General features: G+C 55.0%; 4 protein-coding genes. All 4 read right to left on the bottom strand.

Annotated elements, in window-relative coordinates; translation table 11 throughout:
* Positions 1-321: 321 nt before the first annotated feature.
* Complete coding sequence (gene msrQ, locus ACTG4M_RS17270; protein ID WP_439124909.1) at positions 322-936, bottom strand: protein-methionine-sulfoxide reductase heme-binding subunit MsrQ; 615 nt, start codon at positions 934-936, stop codon at positions 322-324.
* Between the two features lie 3 nt (positions 937-939).
* Positions 940-1,845: a protein-methionine-sulfoxide reductase catalytic subunit MsrP gene (gene msrP / locus ACTG4M_RS17265; protein WP_439124908.1), complete on the bottom strand. Its 906-nt coding sequence runs from the start codon at positions 1,843-1,845 to the stop codon at positions 940-942.
* A 157-nt stretch (positions 1,846-2,002) separates the two neighbouring features.
* Positions 2,003-2,443, bottom strand: coding sequence for a ribose 5-phosphate isomerase B (gene rpiB, locus ACTG4M_RS17260; protein ID WP_439124907.1), 441 nt, complete (start codon positions 2,441-2,443; stop codon positions 2,003-2,005).
* A gap of 114 nt (positions 2,444-2,557) precedes the next feature.
* On the bottom strand, positions 2,558-3,052 hold a 495-nt coding region (locus ACTG4M_RS17255; RefSeq protein WP_439124906.1), incomplete at its 5' end, for a glutamate synthase-related protein.

Raw genomic sequence — 3,052 nt, 5'->3', positions numbered from 1 at the left:
GGGCCCTAAACTACCGGCGCGCCCGCCCTCATATACCCCTGAATTATCCGCCTCGTTTGCGCCAGTCTCTCAACCAACCGCCCCGTCTGGCGTCCCAACGCGCGCCTCAGCGCCGCCGGTGAAGGGGCTTTTACGGCCACCACGCAAACTCCGCAAGCGAAAAAATCACCCAAAACGCAATTTTTTCATCTTTTTTTATATTCCCGCCAAATCAGTCGCTTAGAGAAATTATCGCAGCGTCGGCGATTGGTTTTGTGTAATTTTCTGTCCCGTCGGCCTACATATTGTAGATACCAACGGCTGCGCCGCAAGCAAGGCTGATCAGGCAAGCCGAGAGGCCAATAAACGCCTCGTCTTTTTGAACGGCACGCGGCTAAACAAAAGCCCCCCGATCAAAACTGCATAGAGAACAGGTTCCCATTGGAAGCCTTTGACCAGCAGTAGAAAGTGTACTGCCCCCAGTAATGCAACCGGGTAGACCAGCTTGTGAAGCTTGCGCCACGACGCAGTACCTAGCTTGCGGATGCTCAAATTGTTGGACGTGATCACGAGCGGCACCATCAGAACAAACGCCGCCATTCCAACAGTTATGTACCACCGCTTGATGATATCGGCCCAAACACCCTGCAGCTGCACATCCAATACAAGCCATGTGAGAAGATGGGCCAGAACGTAAAAGAATGTGATGACCCCAATCGCTCTGCGGAACTTGAGCAGGTTAATCCCGCCCCACTGCCGCAAGGGCGTCACGGCCAAACCAGCGATCAGCAGCCATAGACTCCAAAGCCCAAGTTCATGCTCAATCGTTTTCGCCGGATCGACGCCAAGTCCGCCAGTCAATCCGAGATAGTAGATCCAGATGACCGGCACAGGTGCTATCAGGTACAAACCCCATGCTGGAACACGCCGAATGACAGAATTCAGATCGTCAATCATGGCTCAGAAGAATTCCCGTAGGTCCATCCCGGAATAAAGACCGGCAACTTCCTCTTCGTAGCCGTTGAACATCAGTGTCGGCTCACGCTTGGCGAACAACCCACCTCCGATCCGCCGCTCAGTCGCTTGTGACCAACGTGGATGATCCACTTCGGGGTTCACATTGCTGTAGAAGCCATATTCACGTGGGTTGGCGACATTCCAGCTGGCGGGCGGCTCGTCTTCAACTAATGAAATCCGAACAATGGATTTGATCGATTTGAACCCGTATTTCCATGGCACAACGAGACGCAGAGGCGCGCCGTTTTGTTTAGGGATATTACGTCCGTAAATGCCGGTTGCCATCATGGTCAGGGGGTTCATCGCCTCGTCCAAACGCAACCCTTCGACATAGGGCCAATCCAGCACGCGGCTCGAAACTCCGGGCATTTCATCAGGGCGCAACGCGGTTTCAAAGGCAACATATTTGGCCTGCGACTGCACACCGACCCAATCCAAAAGATCAGACAATTCGAAGCCGTTCCAAGGCACGACCATCGACCACGCTTCGACACATCGGAAACGGTAGATGCGTTCTTCGATTGTCATTTGCGAAAGAATATCCGCAAAGCTGTAGTCTCCTGGCTTATCGACCAAACCGTCGATCCGAACGGTCCAAGGATCAATGGTCAGGGCTTGTGCATAGCGGGCAGGGTCTTCTTTGCCGGTGCCAAACTCGTAGTAGTTGCAATAGTTGGTAATGTCTTCCCACGCATTCGGTTCAAGCGCGTCTTGCGCGCGAACGCCACGCGGAACCGCGCCAGCGATACCCCCCGCTGCCACGCCAGCAATAAGTTGCCGCCGGTTCAAGAAGGCGGAATATGGGGTCACATCTGCCGCGGTCAGTTTGTTTTTCCAACGATACGCCATTAGGTCCTCTTTTTCGTGTCTCTAACGGATATAGAGTCGCATCCTCAGGCGACCAAACCAACTAGTCTCACGTGTGCGTGGTGAATTTGAAATGTTTGCGAACGGCGATTGCCCGACTTGATATGTAAACGTCGCGACGACCCTTCTGAAAAAGGCCTCAGCCTTCGATCATATCAACGCGGAGTGCATGGCGACCGCCTTCGAACTCTGCGGACAAAAACGCCTCGACAATATCAAGCGCCAGCCCCTCACCGACAACGCGCGCACCAAGCGATAGAATGTTTGCGTCGTTGTGCTGACGGATCATGCGGGCCGAGAATGTGTCAGAACACACGCCGCACCGCACACCTTTGACCTTGTTGGCCGCCATCATAATACCCTGCCCGGTGCCGCATAGGATGATCCCAAGTGCGCAATCCCCCGAAGCGACGCGTTCAGCCGCAGCCTGGCCATGCTTAGGGTAATGCGTGCTTTCCGGCGTTGTCGGGCCAATATCCACCACATCCCATCCGAAAGACGCGATGTGTTCCGCAATCGTCTGGCGCAAAGGGATGGCAGCGTGATCACTAGAAAGCACAATGCGTTTTGCGGCGGTCATCTCGTTTCATCCTGATAATTGGGCAGTTTTGATGCCTTGGACCAGAAGCCAACGGTTTCGTCAATTGTGTAAGCACCGCATGATCCCAAGCTCAAGGTCTTTCGGGGTCATCTGCTATTGAGATCGGGACAATTCCGCATGCGGCCAAAGGTCGGACATCAGAACACTTCGCCCATCGGGTTGCACAACCCGAACGTGACTGCGGCGCATCAAGCGGGGTTCGGCAACGCCAACGGAATGCGCAATCGTTTCGACCTCTTTGACGATCTCTTTGGCATAGGCCGCGACACGGTGCTCCTTGTCTTCCACAACCAAACCCGCCTGAAAGCGAGGATTGTGCGTGGTGATCCCGGTTGGGCACGTGTTGCGATTGCACTTGAGCGCCTGAATGCACCCCAACGCGAACATGAAGCCACGCGCCGACGTGACGAAATCCGCACCGGTCGCAAGAGCCCATGCCACATCACCGGGATTGACCAGCTTGCCACTTGCCACAATGGGGATGCGGTCGCGCAAACCATAGGCATTACGCAGGTTCGCGACCATCGGCAACGCCTCGCGAATGCTCATCCCGACCAGATCAATCAGCGGCATCGGCGCGGCACCTGT

This window comes from Marivita sp. (assembly GCF_965656765.1).
Classification (GTDB): domain Bacteria; phylum Pseudomonadota; class Alphaproteobacteria; order Rhodobacterales; family Rhodobacteraceae; genus Marivita.
This window is presented reverse-complemented; position numbering and strand designations above follow the sequence as displayed.

Coding starts and splice junctions, on each gene's coding strand:
- msrQ (WP_439124909.1), bottom strand. CDS start 936: ATGATTGACGATCTGAATTCTGTCATTCGGCGTGTTCCAGCATGGGGT.
- msrP (WP_439124908.1), bottom strand. CDS start 1,845: ATGGCGTATCGTTGGAAAAACAAACTGACCGCGGCAGATGTGACCCCA.
- rpiB (WP_439124907.1), bottom strand. CDS start 2,443: ATGACCGCCGCAAAACGCATTGTGCTTTCTAGTGATCACGCTGCCATC.